At 47.4% G+C, this 18,075-nt stretch carries 13 protein-coding genes and 1 riboswitch; of the genes, 3 read left to right on the forward strand and 10 right to left on the reverse strand.

The window, feature by feature from the left end:
* Nucleotides 1–13: 13 nt before the first annotated feature.
* The 5 genes from MHI55_RS24045 to gcvH all read right to left on the reverse strand — a co-directional run bounded on the left by MHI55_RS24045 (nt 14) and on the right by gcvH (nt 5,994).
* Nucleotides 14–1,159, reverse strand: coding sequence for a mannitol-1-phosphate 5-dehydrogenase (locus tag MHI55_RS24045; RefSeq protein ID WP_340387297.1), 1,146 nt, complete (start codon nt 1,157–1,159; stop codon nt 14–16).
* Nucleotides 1,156–1,590, reverse strand: a complete 435-nt coding sequence (locus MHI55_RS24050; RefSeq protein WP_017686856.1) for a PTS sugar transporter subunit IIA — start codon at nt 1,588–1,590, stop codon at nt 1,156–1,158. Before MHI55_RS24050 ends, MHI55_RS24045 begins: the two co-directional genes overlap by 4 nt.
* Nucleotides 1,587–3,689 (reverse strand): BglG family transcription antiterminator, encoded by a 2,103-nt coding sequence (locus MHI55_RS24055; protein ID WP_340387299.1) that lies wholly within the window; start codon nt 3,687–3,689, stop codon nt 1,587–1,589. Before MHI55_RS24055 ends, MHI55_RS24050 begins: the two co-directional genes overlap by 4 nt.
* 38 nt (nt 3,690–3,727) lie before the next feature.
* On the reverse strand, nt 3,728–5,182 hold the full coding sequence (locus MHI55_RS24060; RefSeq protein ID WP_076319876.1) for a PTS mannitol transporter subunit IICB: 1,455 nt from the start codon (nt 5,180–5,182) through the stop codon (nt 3,728–3,730).
* A gap of 419 nt (nt 5,183–5,601) precedes the next feature.
* Complete coding sequence (gcvH, locus tag MHI55_RS24065) at nt 5,602–5,994, reverse strand: glycine cleavage system protein GcvH (RefSeq protein ID WP_340387301.1); 393 nt, start codon at nt 5,992–5,994, stop codon at nt 5,602–5,604.
* Between the two features lie 343 nt (nt 5,995–6,337).
* Nucleotides 6,338–6,460: riboswitch (glycine riboswitch) on the forward strand.
* A gap of 321 nt (nt 6,461–6,781) precedes the next feature.
* On the opposite strand from gcvH, the gene gcvT reads away from it, so the two are divergent.
* The 3 genes from gcvT to gcvPB all read left to right on the forward strand — a co-directional run bounded on the left by gcvT (nt 6,782) and on the right by gcvPB (nt 10,847).
* Nucleotides 6,782–7,918: a glycine cleavage system aminomethyltransferase GcvT gene (gene gcvT / locus MHI55_RS24070; protein WP_340387303.1), complete on the forward strand. Its 1,137-nt coding sequence runs from the start codon at nt 6,782–6,784 to the stop codon at nt 7,916–7,918.
* The gene (gene gcvPA, locus MHI55_RS24075; protein WP_340387306.1) at nt 7,915–9,270 is read left to right on the forward strand and encodes an aminomethyl-transferring glycine dehydrogenase subunit GcvPA; all 1,356 of its coding nucleotides are present in this window, start codon (nt 7,915–7,917) and stop codon (nt 9,268–9,270) included. Before gcvT ends, gcvPA begins: the two co-directional genes overlap by 4 nt.
* Before the next feature lie 137 nt (nt 9,271–9,407).
* Nucleotides 9,408–10,847, forward strand: a complete 1,440-nt coding sequence (gene gcvPB, locus MHI55_RS24080) for an aminomethyl-transferring glycine dehydrogenase subunit GcvPB (protein ID WP_253509277.1) — start codon at nt 9,408–9,410, stop codon at nt 10,845–10,847.
* Between the two features lie 237 nt (nt 10,848–11,084).
* Here the strand turns inward: gcvPB and ptsP are convergent, their stop codons facing one another.
* The 5 genes from ptsP to MHI55_RS24105 form a co-directional block, all read right to left on the reverse strand.
* Nucleotides 11,085–12,797 carry a phosphoenolpyruvate--protein phosphotransferase gene (gene ptsP, locus MHI55_RS24085; protein WP_047844045.1) on the reverse strand — a complete coding sequence of 571 codons (1,713 nt, stop codon included), beginning with the start codon at nt 12,795–12,797 and terminating at the stop codon, nt 11,085–11,087.
* Nucleotides 12,790–13,065, reverse strand: a complete 276-nt coding sequence (locus MHI55_RS24090; RefSeq protein ID WP_036617010.1) for an HPr family phosphocarrier protein — start codon at nt 13,063–13,065, stop codon at nt 12,790–12,792. Before MHI55_RS24090 ends, ptsP begins: the two co-directional genes overlap by 8 nt.
* Before the next feature lie 77 nt (nt 13,066–13,142).
* A complete protein-coding gene (gene ptsG, locus MHI55_RS24095; protein WP_036617007.1) occupies nt 13,143–15,194 on the reverse strand; it encodes a glucose-specific PTS transporter subunit IIBC in 2,052 nt (683 codons plus the stop codon).
* Between the two features lie 287 nt (nt 15,195–15,481).
* Nucleotides 15,482–16,336 carry a PRD domain-containing protein gene (locus MHI55_RS24100; protein WP_047844046.1) on the reverse strand — a complete coding sequence of 285 codons (855 nt, stop codon included), beginning with the start codon at nt 16,334–16,336 and terminating at the stop codon, nt 15,482–15,484.
* A gap of 165 nt (nt 16,337–16,501) precedes the next feature.
* Nucleotides 16,502–18,052, reverse strand: a complete 1,551-nt coding sequence (locus tag MHI55_RS24105; RefSeq protein WP_340387308.1) for a flotillin family protein — start codon at nt 18,050–18,052, stop codon at nt 16,502–16,504.
* Nucleotides 18,053–18,075: the final 23 nt, after the last annotated feature.

Below are 18,075 nucleotides of genomic sequence, written 5' to 3' on the forward strand. Positions count from 1 at the left end.
ACAGCCATTGCTCTTACATTTGGTTATACTGGGCAACAGCCTGTTCAAGCACCGGATGATGCTCATCCATGGACGTATAATGGTGGAGCGCAGCTGTAATCCCCTTCTGGCGGATCATGTTCTGTAGTTCAACTGCTTCCGGATCATCGGAGACATCGAACTTGCAGGCTGCTGCCATGCCCATAGCCAGATAGGTCGTTTCGCTTCCATCCGCATATGCCTGAAGGGCCGGGCGAACCAGACGATCATTCGGAGACAACTTACGCAGCGGGGAACGACCAACACGAGTAACCTCATCGGTAAGATACGGGTTGACAAACCGTCCCAATATTTTGACAATATACTGCTCATGTTCTTCCGGGTTGAATGCAAAACGCTTCACTAGAACTTTTCCAGTTTCCTGCAAAGCGCCGTATACAATGGATTTCACCTGTTCATCAGCAATAGCCTTCTGAATCGTGTCATACCCGTGCACATTACCGATGTACGCAGCAACGCAGTGTCCTGTATTAACCGTGAACAGTTTACGTTCGATATACGGCTCCAGATCATCGACATATACGATCCCCTCAACCGGTTTGAATGCAGGAGCCATCTGGGAACGGTCCACCACCCACTCGTAAAAAGGCTCCACCTGTACATGCAACGGATCTTCATGATGCTGAATAGGTACAATCCGGTCTACGGCCGAGTCTGGAAAATAAATATACTGATCAGCAAGGGAACGTACGTCTTCATTGAGCAAAGCATATACATGTTCTTTCAATTGTGTACTGGCTCCAATTGCGTTCTCACAAGCAATAATGTGAAGAGGGTTTTGAGCAGGACCTGAATTCAGTCTTTTCTCAAGTCCTTTCGCAATGCCTGGTGCAATATGCTTTAGTACTCCTACACCCACTGCGGTTGTAATCAGATCCGCTTCCACCACGGTTTGGGCAACCGTCTCCAGCTGGGTTCCATCGATTGCATTTACACCTGTGACAGTCTCCTGATCCTTGCTCTCGTTAGCCAGTTCTACCGTATACTGCCCCTGTTGCTGGAGAGCTGTTACCAAGGTCTGATTCACGTCTGAGAAGACCACCTCATAACCCGCACGGGACAGAATCAAGCCGATAAACCCGCGTCCAATGTTACCTGCGCCAAAGTGTAGGGCCTTCATAGCTCCATTTCACTTTCCAGAATAGCAATAACTTCTTCGGCTGTTTTCGCCAGACGCAGGGCCTCCATATTCTCATCCTCAGCACAGATTACCGCGATGCTAGTCAAGATCTCCATATGTTCCCCGCCTTGAGCCGCGATACCAATGACCATATAGGCTTTTTCTTCGCCAAAATCAACACCTTGTGGATACTGAATAACAGAGATACCTGTGGATAAAATGAAAGCTTTGGATTCCTTTGTACCGTGCGGAATAGCCAGACCGTTCCCTACATAGGTCGAGACAATCTCTTCACGTTCAATCATCTTCTCAATGTAATCAGCGGTAATATGTCCCGCATCCTTTAGAATCTGTCCTGCCATACGAATCGCTTCGTATTTGTCCTGAGCCGTCGCATTCATGATGACTTTATCTGTTGTTAACATACTCATAATGGTTGACCTCCAATTTCGGTTTTACTGCGATAAAATCCAACAAGTTCCTGGGACAGGTAATGAATGAGTTCATCCCTGATTCCCTTTTCCAGCAATGTAATCATTTCTTCCTGTAATAACAGGGCGCTGATCTCACTGAGAACCTCCAGGCTTTCCTTGGATAATTCTCTGGGACCGAGCATCAAGAGGACATGGGTAACTCCTGCCGGATCATCCGGCGTACGAAGGAGTGGCTCAGTGAGCTGAAACAAGCTAATGGACGGCCTGTAGATCCCCTCACTGCGTGTATGAAACAGCGCAAGTCTTGTGCCGGGAATCTTCTGACTCCCCACTGCCTCACGTGCCTCCAACCGTTTTGCGACCTCCTCCGGTTCCTTCAACACACCAGATCCATGGAGTACGTTGCACATCGCATACACCGTTTTATAGAATCCGACATCTTGGTTATCCAGCGGATACACCTGAAACTTGCCAATAATTCGGACGATTTCAACTAAGATAGCTTCCATTCCGTCAGGGTCCGAGTAACGACTTGTCGTCTGAACCTCTATTTCACGGGGCTTATTATGCTGTCGTTGTAACGTTGTTGTTCGGATAAAATGACGCAGACTTTCGCTCTCTTCTGCTGTGAGCAATGGACTCACTTTGTAATACTGATGCTCATCCATCGGCAGATCAACAGTGGATAACACCAGATCATATTGATCTGTAGGTATACGGGCAGCTTCATACCAGGACACGCTGTCCATGATCCGAATCTCGGGAATCTCCTTGGATAATCGGCTGGAGAGCATACGTGATGAGCCGATTCCGCTTGTACACACGATGATCGCCCTGATCTCCCGTTTCAATGCACGTAACCTCTCGATGGAAGCCCCAAAATGCATGACCAAGAAACCAATTTCTTCATCCGGAACTTCTGTGCCTGGCCAAGCTTGATGCACGGATTGTTTGACCTCTTCGAAGAGGGAATCATAATCCTTGCGAATCTGCTGCAGTAGCGGATTACGAATCATCTGTTGCCCTTCAATTCGCTCCATGACAGGTTGCATATGACCAAGCAGACCTTCACGAAGCAAACGATCCTCATGAAAAGCGTAATGTGTTCTCGCCTGCATCTGATCAATCAGTGAATGTACCCTGTCCAGTAAAATCAAATCGTCTATTGGCAACAGCCGCGAAGAATGAATCCGCTGCTCTGTCTCAACTAATAGTCTGTGAAAATAAGCTTGCTCATCTTGGGAGAATGTCAGCCCCAGCTGGGTCGATAACACACCACACAAGCGGGAAGCCATATAAGGTGGAACCTTCATCTCATCCTGCTCTGCGACTTCATCTCCCGTGTTCTCTCGTGGAGACATACGGCCAATGTCAAAGCCTTTACGAATACGTACAACCGCTACGGATAATTGAATCAGCAACTTCATGTATTGGCGTTCCGGGATGTTCTCCAGCCATTCGATGTCTGGTTGCCATAATGCATTTTCGACCGTAAGCACATCACCGTGTCCAATCATATCCAGCAGTTTTTGGTTTACGATGGAGCCTCCCTGTTCTGGCTGTCTTCCGAATAGGTCCGACTCATCCAAAAATTCGAGAGCAAGTGCAGCTATGGCTGTGCGATGAATCGTCTCACTTCCGTTAATCTTGACGCCATATCCACGTCTGCGAACCAGCTTTAGTCCCGCCTGACGAATCCGTGACTCCAGATCGTCCAGATCAGTGGTTACGGTGGATACGGTCACTTTCAGATCCGAAGCCAAGGCGAGTAACTTTACAGGCTCCGGTTCATCCAGCAGGATGCAAAGCATGAAGAGCTTACGCTCTTCTGGCGTAAACTCTACATATTCTTTACCCTCTAGTTGCTGGCGCAATACAGCCAGATCATCGGAACTGGCATCGATTCGGATACCGGTTCCTGATTTTTTTTCCAGCCTCATGCCCAAAGGTTCAAGCCATTGTTCAATCATTTGCAGCTCCCGGTGAACCGTTCGGGTACTGACCTTTACTTCAACGGCGATTTCGCCGGCAGTGACTTCATGTGGATGCTCCAGCAGGAACTCCACGATTTCACGTTGTCTTTTGGTAATACTCATATCTCAGCCTCCGGCTCAGGGAAAACAAATGCGTGCAATTACTTCAGACGTTCAACGAGCGCATCGTATTCCGGGCTTTTTAGGAAGTTGTCGATGGATATATGTTCTGCGTTCGGCGCAACGGAGCGGGCACGATCGGTCAATACTTGTTGTGTGATCACCACGTCTGCATCCGGCGGGATATCACTGATAGCCGTATTGGTCACCGTAACGTCAATCCCCTCTGCCTTCATCTTCTTGCGTAGAATGGAAGCACCCATGGCACTTGACCCCATGCCTGCATCACAGGAGAAGACAATTTTCTTCACGTCTGTTTTGACGGTAGAAGAAGCCATATCTGCGGCTCTGTCTGCTTCACGTTGATTAGCCGTAATACCAGCGTTTGGCAGGGTTCCTTGACTCTTCATGTCTTTCATCCGACTGGATGCGGACTCCAGATCTTCGTCCTTTTGTTTACCCGTTTTCAGCAACACTGCTGCAACCAGGAAAGAAACGACGGCTGCTACAAGCACCCCTGCGAACATCGGCAGGTATCCACCTTTTGGTGTTAAGAAGAAATACGCGATAATACTACCCGGTGATGGTGCTGAAACAAGTCCTGCTCCGGTGAGCATGAATGTTAATGTACCTGCGACGCCACCCGCAATTGCGGCAAGAATCAGAATCGGTCTCATCAGAATGTAAGGGAAGTAGATCTCATGAATTCCCCCGAAGAAATGAATGATTACGGCACCCGGTGCAGAAGATTTGGCCATTCCGCGTCCGAAGAAACAGTAAGCAAGTAAGATACCAAGTCCCGGACCCGGGTTTGATTCAAGCATGTATAATACGGATTTTCCTAATTCTCTCGCTTGATCTGTTGCAATTGGTGTAAGAATCCCGTGGTTGATTGCATTGTTCAGGAACAATACTTTACCTGGTTCAATGATTAGGTTGACCAGCGGCAGCAAACCAAGATTCATTAAGCCCTGTACACCGGCAGATAATACTTTGCTAATCGCTTCTACAGCAGGCCCGATGCCCAGTAGCGCAAAAATCCCCAAGATCCCGCCAATAATACCGGCTGAGAAGTTGTTAACAAGCATTTCAAATCCGGCTTTAACTTTACCTTCAATGGATTTATCAAACTTTTTAATGATCCATGCTGCCAGTGGTCCGGCAATCATGGCACCGAGGAACATCGGAATATCACTACCCACGATGACCCCGATGGTCATAATGGCACCCACGACACCACCACGCTGACCATGCACCATCGTACCCCCGGTGTAACCAATTAACAGTGGCAGCAAATATTTGATCATCGGATCAACTAGCTGCGCAAGCGTCTCGTTAGGGAACCAGCCTGTTGGAATGAACAGAGCTGTAATTAATCCCCAGGCGATGAACGCTCCCATATTCGGCATGACCATACCACTCAGGAATCGGCCAAAACGCTGAACACCTACCCGTAGCCCACCTTTGGAATTGGACGATTGGTCCAAATTACTCATTGTATTATCCTCCTTGGATCAAGTGATTATGATTTATGAAAGGGGTATCATTTCTCCCCTGCTGTAATCCTAAGCGAGAATGCTCTCCTGTTCAATGAAATGAAAGCGTACTTTCGTCATGAACAATGATGACAACATTAGGTTATGTAATCGTTTTACTTGATGCATAATGGCTGAACCCATTGGTACACAAGGATTTTCTTGCCTATGACTTTTGTCATTTCCAGAATCATTTTCTAAACTATAGCTTGGTCCAATCAGGTGATTTACATCCACAATCTGCTTCATTCCACATTCAAAACCATTCTTGGAAAGCACAAAAAACCTGTGCAAGCATCCGGCTCACACAGGTCGAAACAATATGAAGCTCATATCATTTAATTATAAAATATATGTTAATAAGTACAAGTTCGTTGATACTATTCTTTCGTATGTTTCCGATACGCGTCTGCATTCATCAATGTAGACAATGCTGCTGTCAGATCTCCCTCAACACGGATCTCAATCATCCAGCCTTCCTCGTAAGGAGAGCTGTTCACAAGTTCAGGGGAGTCCTGCAACGAATCATTCACCGCAATGATTGAACCAGTGACGGGAGAGAACAAGTCCGACACCGTTTTGACCGATTCGATCGTTCCAATGCTGTCCTCTGCTTTTACATTGGTTTCAAGGTCAGGCAATTCCACAAACACAATGTCACCCAGCTGATGCTGCGCGAACTCGGTAATGCCAATACGTACAGTATCCTCCCCTACGGTTTGCACCCATTCGTGCTCTTCACTGTACAGGAAATCACTTTTCAATTCGCTCATCGATATCCGCCTCGCTTTTCATTAATGAGTACATGCGTTCTTTGACCTTAACCTTTTTCCCAGAACATAGCGTATGATATTTATGAATCAAATGTCAAGATACCTCACAATTTATTTGCTGAACACCTCTAAATCCTGTAACCGGATTACACTCTTTCTTCATATACTGGTGAATATTAGAATAGTAAGCGCAGTCTTTATAAATACACGAACAATAGTATCGAAAGAAAAATAAATATTCGGTTTTTAATTATTATCTATGACATCGTTCTTGACATCAGTAGTGGATTCACGTTTTAATGAGAGGAGTAAATGTGTTTATTGGACTATGTTATACCCGCGGATGAATGTAAAGGGAGAGATTACCCGTGACACCCGATTCGGGATGTACATGAGGTAACGCCGAAGGAGTAAACCACCGATAAGCGGGGGTGAATCTCTCAGGCAAAAGGACTTTTACGGGACGCAACTCTGGAGAGCATCTATTCGCCCTGTGCGGGCGTTATGATCACCCAAGGGGAAACCTGCTGCGCAACGCAGCGGGGTAACTCTCAGGTACAAGGGACAGAGCCTTAGAATACAGCGTGCTACTTGGCATGCCGATTCTTTGGCCTGTCCTTTTCCTTTTTCCCAAAAAACGAAAAACAGGATGTAGAACGGCGCTGCCATAGCTGCCCTTACCATACTTATCTGATGAAAATATCTAGCTGAAAATTTAAAAACACCCTGGTTCATTGATCCACGATTGTATATCCGGCCGGCTGACGGCCCATGACGAGGTGATTTGATGTCCGATTTGCTTAGAACACCACTCTTCCCACTGTATCAGCAATACGAAGGCGTACGGTGCATTGACTTTGGAGGCTGGGAGCTTCCGGTACAATTTAGCGGAATCCAGAAAGAACATGAAGCGGTACGCGAGCGCGCGGGACTGTTTGATGTATCCCATATGGGCGAATTCACGGTACAGGGTGAGCAGGCTGAAGCGTTTTTGCAACAAATGATGACCAATGATGTGACCACGCTGGTTCCCGATCAAGCCCAGTACACCCTGATGTGTTATCCAGATGGCGGTGTGGTGGATGATCTGCTCGTGTATAAGCTGGAAGATCAGCATTATATGCTCGTTGTTAACGCCTCCAACATCGACAAGGATTGGGCGTGGCTGCAAGAGCACTTGATCCCTGGCGTGAGCATGACCAATGATTCGGAGCAGACAGCGCTGCTCGCCTTGCAAGGTCCACTGGCTGTAGACATTATCGGGAAAGTTACAGATACGGATGTAAGCTCGATTGAACCGTTTCGTTTTGTGCAGGATGCTGAAGTATGTGGAGTAAAATTACTGTTGTCCCGTACCGGTTATACCGGTGAAGATGGCTTTGAGCTATATGTTCCTGCAGATCAGGCTGCTGTGGTCTGGAATGGATTAATGCAAGCCGGTGAAGGTCACGGACTCGTACCAACCGGACTTGGTGCCCGGGATACACTGCGCTTTGAAGCAAGGCTCCCCCTGTATGGACAGGAATTGTCGGCAACCATCTCTCCACTCGAAGCTGGCGTAGGTATGTTTGTGAAGCTGAATGCGGGACCTTTTATCGGACACGAAGCCTTGTTACAGCAAAAAACTGACGGGCCTGCCCGCAAACTGGTCGGCATCGAAGTGCTGGAGCGCGGTATTCCCCGCCCCCACTATCCGATTTACGCCGAAGGCGTACAGATTGGTGAAGTGACAACAGGCACGCAATCACCTACATTGAAGCGTAATCTGGGGCTTGCCCTCATCGACAGCAAATACGCTGCGCTGGGAACCCCGCTTGAGATTGAGATCCGCGGCAAGAAACTAAAAGCCGAGGTCGTGAAGACCCCTTTTCATAAACGGACACGTACGTCGAAGACACCTACTCAAGGAGCTGATCAAGCATGAGCAAGCACCGTTACATTCCCATGACTGAACAAGATCAGAGCGCCATGCTCGCAACCATCGGTGTGGATACGCTGGAGGATCTGTTTCAGGACATTCCAAAAGAGATTCGTTATCAGGGCGAGCTGCCCGTATCCTCCAAACTTGATGAATATGCGCTGACACGTCACATGTCCAAACAAGCTGGCGCCAACGCCAATTTCGAAACACACGCCAGCTTCCTCGGCGCTGGCATATATGATCATCATGTTCCTTCCGTCATCAATCATGTCATTTCCCGTTCCGAGTTTTACACTGCCTACACACCTTATCAGCCTGAGATCAGCCAAGGTGAACTACAGGCCATTTTCGAATTTCAATCCTACATCTGTGAATTAACCGGTATGGCTGTAGCCAATGCCAGTATGTATGACGGTGCAACAGCTTTTGCGGAAGCCGGTAATCTGGCCGCAGCGGCAACTCGTCGCAAACAGCTCATCGTATCCCGTACCGTTCATCCGGAAGCCCGTCAGGTATTGCAGGCATATGCGCACGGACTCCGTCTGGAGATTGTCGAGATTGGTTATAAGGATGGCGTCACTGACTGGGATGCCCTGCAAACCGCCATATCAGACGATACCGCTGCTGTCATGATCCAGAGTCCGAACTTCTTTGGTGCCGTGGAAAATGTGAAGCAGGCTGCCGACCTCGTGCATGCGCACAAGGGCCTGCTCGTTGTAAGTGCCAACCCGCTATCGCTGGGTCTGCTGGAAGCCCCAGGCAAGCTGGGTGCCGACATCGTTGTAGGTGATGCGCAGCCCCTCGGCATCGCCGCTTCACTCGGCGGTCCGACATGCGGATATTTCGCCGTGTCCCAGCCTCATATGCGCCGAATTCCTGGCCGAATCGTAGGCCAGACCACGGATCGCAATGGCAAGCGTGGTTTTGTACTGACATTGCAAGCACGTGAACAGCACATCCGACGCGAAAAGGCGACATCCAACATCTGTTCCAACCAGGCTTTGCTTGCACTCAGCGCATCTGTATATATGTCCATCATGGGTAAACAAGGAATGATCGATGTCGCGGATCTGAATTTGCAAAAGAGTCATTACACCCTCAATACATTAACTGCGATTTCTGGAGTTAGCCTTACTTTTAATGCACCAACATTTAATGAGTTTGTTATTAAGCTTCCTGAAGGAACCGACGTGGATACTCTTCAGTTGAAACTGCTGGATGCAGGCTTTATTGGTGGCTACGAACTCGGACGTGATTATCCGGAGCTTGCCGGACATATGCTGATTGCTGTTACGGAACGGCGCACTAAGGAAGAGATTGACGAATTCGCACGAGCATTGGAGGGATCGCTGTGACTCAGGAAACGACGACGACAACGACAACATCGGTACACGGACAATCGGAAACAGGTACCTCTGTCTCCACTTCGGTTCAACCTGAGACGGATACAACATTTAGTGCACAGACCTTATCTCCTGCTTCGGAACAATCATTGATTTTTGAACTCAGCAGCCCTGGGCGTGTCGCTTATTCCTTGCCAGAATGTGATGTTCCTCGTCAGGCTGCCGATACGTTGATTCCCCGGGAAATGCTCCGTTCGGAAGCAGCGGCACTGCCGGAAGTGTTTGAGGTAGATGTTATTCGACACTATACCGCGCTATCCCGTCGCAACTTCGGCGTAGATAACGGATTCTATCCACTGGGCTCTTGTACGATGAAATACAATCCAAAGATCAATGAGGATGTTGCTCGTTATAATGGATTCGCCAAAATCCATCCGTACCAGCATGAATCCAGCATTCAAGGTGCACTAGAACTGTTATATACGTTGCAAAACGACCTTGCAGGTCTGACAGGTATGGACGCTGTGACCTTGCAACCAGCAGCTGGTGCCCATGGAGAATGGACTGGACTTATGATGATTCGTGCCTACCACGAAGGTCGTGGCGAACAACGTACCAAAGTCATCGTGCCCGATTCTTCGCATGGTACCAACCCGGCAAGTGCAACCGTTGCAGGATTTGAAACTGTGACGATTCCATCCCGCGCAGACGGACTGGTCGATCTGGACGCACTCCGTGCAGCAGTCGGTTCGGATACGGCAGCATTGATGCTGACAAACCCGAATACACTTGGTCTGTTTGAGAAAGACATTCAGGAGATTGCATCCATCGTACACCAGGCTGGTGGCTTGTTGTATTACGACGGAGCCAACTCCAATGCCATTATGGGCATTACCCGTCCAGGTGATATGGGCTTTGACGTGGTGCATCTGAACTTGCACAAAACGATGAGTACGCCTCATGGCGGTGGTGGACCAGGTGCCGGACCAGTTGGTGTGAAGAATCGCCTGATTCCATTCCTGCCTAAACCAATGGTGATCAAGAATGATGATGGTATGTATGCATTCGATCGTGAAGGCGATCAATCCATTGGCCGGGTGAAAGCCTACTACGGCAACTTCGGTATTCTGGTACGTGCCTATGCCTACATTCGCACCTATGGACCGGAAGGGTTACGCCGCGTCTCTGAATGTGCGGTACTGAATGCCAACTATATGATGGCCCGTCTTGCACCTTACTACGAGATTCCGTATCCGGGTGTATGCAAACATGAATTCGTCATGTCTGGTCGGGGTTTGAAGCAATACGGTGTGCGCACACTTGATGTTGCCAAGCGATTGCTTGATTTTGGATATCACCCACCTACGGTGTACTTCCCGCTCAACGTGGAGGAATGCATCATGATCGAGCCGACAGAAACCGAAAGTAAAGAAACGTTGGATGGATTCATTGATACGATGATACGGATTGCCAAAGAAGCGGAAGAGACACCAGAATTGGTACTCAACGCACCTTACGGAACACCGGTCACTCGTCTGGATGAAACCACCGCCGCTCGCAAACCTGTACTGAATTGTGCTTGCAGTTAAGCACTAAGTGTATTACTAATCATGCTCTTGCTGATGTTAACTACACCAGTAAGAGCATTTTTTTGGCTAGACATTACAGGACCTTTCTCCTCGTACTCCCCTTCTAATTCCTATACGTTCGAGCAACAAAAAAAGCCAGTACCCGCTGTAACAGCGGATACCGGCAAAATCGCTGCATCAATGCAGCTCATTATCGGAAAAAGAAAAACCTCAAATCCGGAGGAAACCCCGGCAAAATTACGCTTGAATGCTTTGAACCAATTCAACAACTTGTTCAGCCGTTTGCATATCCAGAGCTTTAGCAGCCAGTTCCTGCATATCCGCACGGGACAGCTTGGTAATCTGACTACGAGCTGGCAGAATGGAGGTTGCGCTCATGCTGAACTCATCCAATCCAAGACCAAGCAGCAATGGAATTGCTGTTTCGTCTCCTGCCATCTCACCACACATGCCAACCCATTTGCCTTCACGATGCGCTGCATCGATAACCATTTTAACCAAACGCAAAATGGCTGGGTTGTAAGGCTGGTACAGATAAGCCACTCGTTCGTTCATGCGGTCAGCAGCCATCGTGTATTGAATCAGATCGTTCGTTCCGATACTGAAGAAATCCACTTCTTTGGCAAATTGATCCGCCAGAACTGCAGTCGAAGGAATTTCGACCATGATTCCGAGTTGAATGCTGTCAGAAACAGCAATACCTTCAGCAACCAGCTTCTCTTTCTCTTCGAGCAAGACAGCTTTTGCTTCACGGAATTCACCGAGTGTTGCGATCATTGGGAACATGACACGCAGGTTTCCATGTACGCTTGCACGCAGCAATGCACGCAATTGTGTACGGAAGATATCCAGACGGTCCAAACACAGACGAACTGCGCGGAAGCCGAGGAATGGATTCATTTCTTTTGGCAGATCCAGGTATGGAAGCTCTTTGTCTCCACCGATGTCGAGTGTACGAACAACGACAGGTTTGCCTTCCATTTTTTCCAGTACCGCTTTGTAAGCATTATACTGAATGTCTTCGGAAGGAAGCTTGTCTCTGCCCATGTACAAGAACTCGGTACGGTACAGGCCTACAGCCTCGCCGCCGTTTTCCAGAACACCCGTTACGTCATTTGGTGTACCAATGTTAGCTGCAAGTTCAACATGAACGTTGTCCACCGTTACCGTTGGCTCATCACGAAGTTTTCTCCACTCTGCACGTTGTGCATCATACTGTTCCTGTTTGGCACGGTATTCAGCAATAACTTCATCAGTAGGGTTAACCAGTACGTGACCATCCAGACCGTCAACGATAATCATATCGCCTTGTTTCGCTTGAGCCAAGATGTCCTTGGTTCCAACAACAGCCGGAATCTCAAGAGAGCGAGCCATAATTGCCGAGTGAGAAGTACGTCCACCAATGTTGGTTGCAAAACCTTTAACAAATTGGCGGTTCAATTGAGCCGTGTCGGAAGGTGTTAGATCCTCCGCAAGCACAATCACTTCTTCATTGATCTCAGCCGGACTCATGAAGTCGATACCAAGCAAGTGATTTAGCACACGTTTGGTAACGTCACGCATATCTGCCGCACGTTCCTGCAGGTAAGCACTCTTCATGTTCTCAAACATGGAGATAAATTGCGATGCCGTTTCGTTCAAAGCAAATTCTGCATTGATCATGTCATCCGCAATTCTAGCTTTAACCGGATCAATTAGTTCCGGGTCATTCAGAATGAGCAAATGCGAAGCAAAAATCTCTGCTTTTTTCTCGCCAAGCTCTTGTAAAGTACGCTCTTTGATCGCCTCAAGCTCAGCCTGGGATTTACCCAGAGCTGAGTCGAGTTTCGCGATCTCTGCGTCAACGTCGTTAATTTGGCGTTTTTCTACAGAGTAGTCAGGATGCTCCAAGATAAACGCCTTGGCGATAGCAATACCCGCCGAAGCCGCGATCCCGGAGACATTAAGCATTAATTTCGCCCAACCCTTCGTTAACCATAACGTCAGTCAAAGCTTGAAGAGCTTCAGCTTCGCCTTCGCCTTCAACGATAATGCTGATAGTGTCGCCTTGTTCCAATCCGAGGGAAAGAACACCCAGGATGGATTTCAAAGTTACTTTTTTACCGTTAGCTTCTGCAAAGGATTCTGCACCTTTGAATTTGTTTGCTGTATTAACCAGGGCTGTCGCCGGACGTGCGTGGATACCATCTTCGTCTGTAATTCTGAATGTTTGTTGCATTACAATCATCTCACTTTCAGTAGTTTGGTTTAGGCATTGCATATATTTACACTTGCTTGCCATCGTCGTAACACTTCTTATTTTATCTCAATGATTGGCTGTTCGCCAACTTTCAGCACTCCACTCTTCTTCAGAGTTACTGTAGAGCCCTCTGGAAGGTTAGTGAAAATAACTGGTGAAATGATCGAAGGAGCATTTGCTTTGACATACTCCAGATCCACTTCCATAATCGGCTGACCTGCCGATACCAGATCACCTTCCTGTACCAGTACGTTAAAGCCTTGACCTTTCAGCTTCACCGTATTAACACCTATATGAACAAGCACTTCCTTACCACCATCGGACATGATGCCCACGGCATGTTTGCTTGGAAATACATTAAACACTTTACCATACACAGGAGAAGTTATCGTACCATCATGTGGCAAAATTGCGAATCCATCACCTGTCATTTTCTCAGCAAAGACCGGATCAGGTACGTTTGTAATGTCCAGCAATTCACCATTGACTGGCATGACGATATCCTCAGCAACGATGCGCTCGCCCTGCTCACCTTGTGCCTTCTCCTCTTCAGGAGTTGGTTTGGCAGCTGCTGGCGTTGGTGCTGGAGTTCGTCCTGCAATAATATCCTGCATCTGAGATTTGATCGTGTCGGAACGTGTTCCGAAGATGGCTTGAACATTATTACCCACTTCAAGTACACCAGATGCACCCAATTGTTTCAAACGATCTTTTTTCACATTGGATTTCTCATTAACTTCAATCCGCAAACGAGTAATACAAGCGTCTAGATGTTTGATATTTTCCTTGCCACCAAAAGCTTCGAGAATGTTATGTGGCAGGTCATCCGTTGAACCAGATCCTCCGCCAGATTCGGTTTCAGGCGTTGCATCTTCACGTCCTGGTGTTTTGAGATTGAATTTGCGAATGATAAACCGGAAACCGAAGTAATAGATCACCGCAAGAACCAATCCGACAATAATAACGTCCCACCAAGGTGTACGGTTCGGAATAATCCCGAAGATCAGGAAGTCAATGAACCCACCGGAGAAGGTCATACCGATCTTGACACCCAGAATTTGCATCGTCATGAAAGACAAACCTGCAAAGATACAGTGTACTGCAAACAGGATTGGTGCTACAAACAGGAACGAGAATTCAAGTGGTTCTGTGATACCTGTCAGGAACGAGGTTAGCGCAGCTGAACCCATGATCCCTGCAACATACTTTTTGTGCTCCGGTCTTGCTTCATGGTACATCGCAAGTGCCGCTGCTGGCAAACCGAACATCATGAACGGGAATTTACCAACTTGGAATGTTCCTGCTGTGAGAGCAACGCCATCACGTAACTGGCTGAAGAAAATCTTCTGATCCCCACGAATAACATCTCCGGCTTTATTCACATACTCACCAAACTCAAACCAGAATGGGGAGTAAAAAATGTGATGCAAACCGAACGGAATCAATGACCGTTCCACAACTCCAAAGATGAACGCCGACAAGGTCGGACTTGTATCTACCATGAAGTGTGATACAGCATTCAGTCCATTTTGAATCGGAGGCCAGATAATCACCAGAAGCAACCCGATTACAAGGGATACTACCGATGTGATAATCGGAACGAAACGTTTACCTGCAAAGAAACCGAGGTAAGACGGCAGTTCGATTTTGAAAAACCGATTGTAACATAGCGCGGCGGCAATACCTATGATAATACCTCCGAACACGCCTGTACTTAATGTTGGGATACCCAAGATGCTGGCATAACCCGGTACTTCACCGATCATGGCCGGAGTAACACCTACCGCAGATCCTAATGTAACATTCATGACCAGGTAACCGATGATCGCTGCAAGACCTGCAACGCCTTCGCCACCGGCCAATCCGACGGCTACACCGACGGCGAACAGCAATGCCAGATTATCAAATACGATCTGACCTGCGTTCATCATAATTGTTGCGATCGAGTTCACCCAAGGGGTGTCGAGCGCCGTTACATATTGCAAGAAATCTGGATTAACCAGCATGTTACCAATTCCGAGCAGCAAACCTGCCGCAGGTAGAATGGCTACAGGCAGCATGAGAGCTTTACCTACTCTTTGCAATACACCAAAAAGCTTTTTGAACATCGCGTCGTTTCTCCCTTTCGTCTAATTTATATGTTGTGATGCAAGCAAGGGAACACAAAAAAAGGCATGAATTAATAAAGTAAACTGTGCCAACCTTGGGGTATAGCATACCCTGTACAAGGAAAGAACAATCACACTTTAATTAACTCATGCCTGATCGAGTCAGTAACACGTCGCTTATGTTTATTCAGTTGCTTGATTACGGAAACCATTGTAGCACCAGTTCTAATCTATTGCAAGCCTTTACACCAAAAAAATAAATTCCGCATTCCATCACTGGAATGATCTCACTTATTCTCTTCTTCCTTCCGCTGATTCAGCCTTTGCAGATGAATGGTCAGATAACCTACTTCCGCAGGATAAACCGGCAGTTTCAGTCTTTTCTCCATTACTTTGGTCAGTTTCCATGCAAGCGAGTACATTTCGGGATACTCCAACTTAAGCAGGGAATCCAACTTATGAAGCTCTTCCACTTTGTCTCCACGGCGAACACGCTCAAGGGCAAAACGAAGATGCGTCAGCAAACGAGAGTAATCCAGCGATTCCGTTTCAAACGAATAATCGAGTTGATCGGACACCAGGTTCACCAAATCAGTGATTAATTGTGAATGCTCACGTACCTGGGATATATTTTGATTGGTCATTGCGCTATAGATATGGAGGGCAACAAAACCAATCTCGTCCATCCCCAGATCTACACCCATTTTCTCTTTGATCAGACGAACAGCGTATTCTCCCATTCGATATTCTTCAGGATAAATCTCGCGGGTTTCATATAAAAATGGATTTTGTATGATAATGCCCTGCTCCTTGCGTTTTAACGCAAAAGAAATGTGATCGGTTAATGCAATATGAATATGTTCATTCAGAGGAACGTCCGTACGCTCTGCAATATACGTAATAACTTCGTTAATAATCTCGATCAGTGCTTCATCCACCTGTGGAAGAAGCTGTTTGTACTGCTCTTGCTCCTGCTGGTTTTTCAAAATGAACATTTTCTCCACAGCCATCAATGGAATGTGATCACTCGGTTTTCGGTTAAAGCCAATGCCTTTACCAATAACAACGACTTCCCCGTGTTCTGGATGCTGTGCAATGATTACATTATTATTTAGCGCTTTATCTACATGCAAGCTGCTCATTGTTTGCACCTCTTTTTCACACCATCTTAGGTGTGATTAAGTCACACCCTGTTACGAACGAAAAGACACCCGGAGCGGGCAAACCGCGCCGGACGTCTCGCTTAAAAAGTAACAAAAATTCGCCTTAAGGTCAATAGAGCAACCATGCAAGATTGGAAGTGCTTCTTACTCGTCAACTCCAGCTCTTTCCACAATCTTGTCGATTATAGAAGGAGTTGTAACAGCCTCGCTCTGTTGAATGGCAACTGGCGCAGGTGTTTTAGACTTCGTAAGGCCTTTAATCAGCTGCTCTACATCGATGCCGGATACACTTTTGAGCATCTCTGGAGCGGTCGCCATAAGTTCAGTAACATAGTTACTCACTCGCGCTGCACCTTCACCTTTACCTGTATCTACCACCGTCAGTTTATCAATGGATGCAATTGGCTCTGCAATTTTGCCAGCCAGTTCAGGCAGCATTTTGACAATGATATCGAGTACAGCTGCTTCGCCAAACTTCTGGAACGCTTCGGCCAGTTTTTCTTTTGCTTCTGCTTCTGCAAGACCACGCAAACGAATAACTTCTGCATCTGCTGTACCTTTGGCAAGTTCCGCATCCGCCATGGCCTGACCTTCAAGTCGCTTCTGCTCAGCTGTTGCTTTGGCATGTGTTTCGATGGAATACTGTACTGCATCGGCTTCACGCATTCTTTTGGCTTTATCCGCTTCGGCAGCCTGCTCTACCGCATAACGATCCGCTTCTGCCTTTTTCTTCACTTCGGCATCGTATTGCTTCTCACGTACGACGATTTCTTTTTCCTGGAGGTCAATCTCACGTTCTTTACGAACGAGTTCAACCTTCATTTCTTCTTCCACCACGGTCTGTCTCGCACGAGCTTCATGGATATGGTACGCCTGGTCGGCTTCCGCTTTGGCTGTATCCTGATCCCGCTTAAACGTGGCTACTTTCAGTTCTTTCTCTTTGGCTGCCTCAGCGATATTGGTATCACGCAGCAACTCTGCTTTTTGACCCTGCTCTTCCGCATTGGCCTTCTGAATACGTGCATCACGCATCGCTTCCGCTTCAGCTATCTCTGCATCCCGCTTCACTGCCGCAATTCTCGGTTTACCGAGAGCATCCAGGTAACCCTGTTTGTCACGCACATCCTTGATGGTAAATGAAACAATTTGAAGGCCCATTTTCTTCAGATCTCTAGCTGCTACGCCTTGAACCTCTTGCGCAAACCGATCCCGGTTCCGATATACTTCTTCCACCGTCATTGTACCGAGGATGGCCCGCAAATGCCCCTCCAGTACCTCCTGTGCTTCGCTTCTCAGCGCTTCTACAGGTTTACCAATGAATTGCTCAGCTGCCGTAGCAACGTCTTCTACAGCGCCTCCAACCTTGATAATAGCTACACCGTCAGCAATAACCGGAACCCCTTGCTCCGTGTACACTTCAGGTGTGGAGACATCCAGCTTGTGGGACAATAAGGAGATAAACTCGGATTGCTGGAATATCGGCAGGATAAATGCACCGCCACCACGAACAATCTTAATTTTCCGTCCAGAATCATCATCGGAGATATTTTTGCTACCCAGGAATGATCCCGTAACGATCATTGCCTCATCCGGTCCAACCGTTTTGTATCTCGCCCAGAAAGCCAAACCTAAAATTAGAATGACTCCGACTACAACTATAGGAATCAACAAAACATCCCAATCTAAATTTTCCATTCCACATCTCTCCCCTTATTCAT

The sequence above is a fragment of the Paenibacillus sp. FSL E2-0151 genome, from assembly GCF_037993015.1.
In the GTDB taxonomy this organism is placed as follows: Bacteria; Bacillota; Bacilli; order Paenibacillales; family Paenibacillaceae; genus Paenibacillus; species Paenibacillus amylolyticus.

Excerpts from the sequence above, each read along its gene's own strand:
- gcvH (WP_340387301.1), bottom strand. The coding sequence starts at position 5,994 with ATGAGCGAATTGAAAAGTGATTTCCTGTACAGTGAAGAGCACGAATGG.
- ptsP (WP_047844045.1), bottom strand. The coding sequence starts at position 12,797 with ATGCTTAATGTCTCCGGGATCGCGGCTTCGGCGGGTATTGCTATCGCC.
- MHI55_RS24050 (WP_017686856.1), bottom strand. The coding sequence starts at position 1,590 with ATGAGTATGTTAACAACAGATAAAGTCATCATGAATGCGACGGCTCAG.
- MHI55_RS24060 (WP_076319876.1), bottom strand. The coding sequence starts at position 5,182 with ATGAGTAATTTGGACCAATCGTCCAATTCCAAAGGTGGGCTACGGGTA.
- gcvPA (WP_340387306.1), top strand. The coding sequence starts at position 7,915 with ATGAGCAAGCACCGTTACATTCCCATGACTGAACAAGATCAGAGCGCC.
- MHI55_RS24055 (WP_340387299.1), bottom strand. The coding sequence starts at position 3,689 with ATGAGTATTACCAAAAGACAACGTGAAATCGTGGAGTTCCTGCTGGAG.
- MHI55_RS24105 (WP_340387308.1), bottom strand. The coding sequence starts at position 18,052 with ATGGAAAATTTAGATTGGGATGTTTTGTTGATTCCTATAGTTGTAGTC.
- MHI55_RS24100 (WP_047844046.1), bottom strand. The coding sequence starts at position 16,336 with ATGAGCAGCTTGCATGTAGATAAAGCGCTAAATAATAATGTAATCATT.
- gcvT (WP_340387303.1), top strand. The coding sequence starts at position 6,782 with ATGTCCGATTTGCTTAGAACACCACTCTTCCCACTGTATCAGCAATAC.
- MHI55_RS24045 (WP_340387297.1), bottom strand. The coding sequence starts at position 1,159 with ATGAAGGCCCTACACTTTGGCGCAGGTAACATTGGACGCGGGTTTATC.
- MHI55_RS24090 (WP_036617010.1), bottom strand. The coding sequence starts at position 13,065 with ATGCAACAAACATTCAGAATTACAGACGAAGATGGTATCCACGCACGT.
- ptsG (WP_036617007.1), bottom strand. The coding sequence starts at position 15,194 with ATGTTCAAAAAGCTTTTTGGTGTATTGCAAAGAGTAGGTAAAGCTCTC.